The organism is Sporolactobacillus shoreicorticis (assembly GCF_024125445.1).
Classification (GTDB): domain Bacteria; phylum Bacillota; class Bacilli; order Bacillales; family Sporolactobacillaceae; genus Sporolactobacillus; species Sporolactobacillus shoreicorticis.
Genome location: NZ_JAMXWM010000114.1, coordinates 1 through 222 on the forward strand (window position 1 = coordinate 1; position 222 = coordinate 222).

Below are 222 nucleotides of genomic sequence, written 5' to 3' on the forward strand. Positions count from 1 at the left end.
TAACGGAGGAACGGCATATGTATCCGGCGATTATGTAAAGAAGGCCGGCAGTACGTCAAGCTCTGGCGGTTCCAATGAAGCCGTCCAGTACACGGGAACAACGATGGCGAATCTGAATGTGCGATCAAGTGCGTCAACCTCGGGCAAGCTTCTGACCACGCTGAAGAAAGGAAGCCGCGTGGAAGTGGTAGGAGCAAGCGGGAACTGGCTGAAAATCAAGTA

The 222-nt window shown here is 53.2% G+C and carries 1 protein-coding gene; it reads left to right on the forward strand.

Annotated elements, in window-relative coordinates; all coding sequences use genetic code 11:
• Positions 1-222 (forward strand): SH3 domain-containing protein (locus NIE88_RS22255; RefSeq protein WP_253065757.1); only part of this gene is annotated, 222 nt, incomplete at both ends.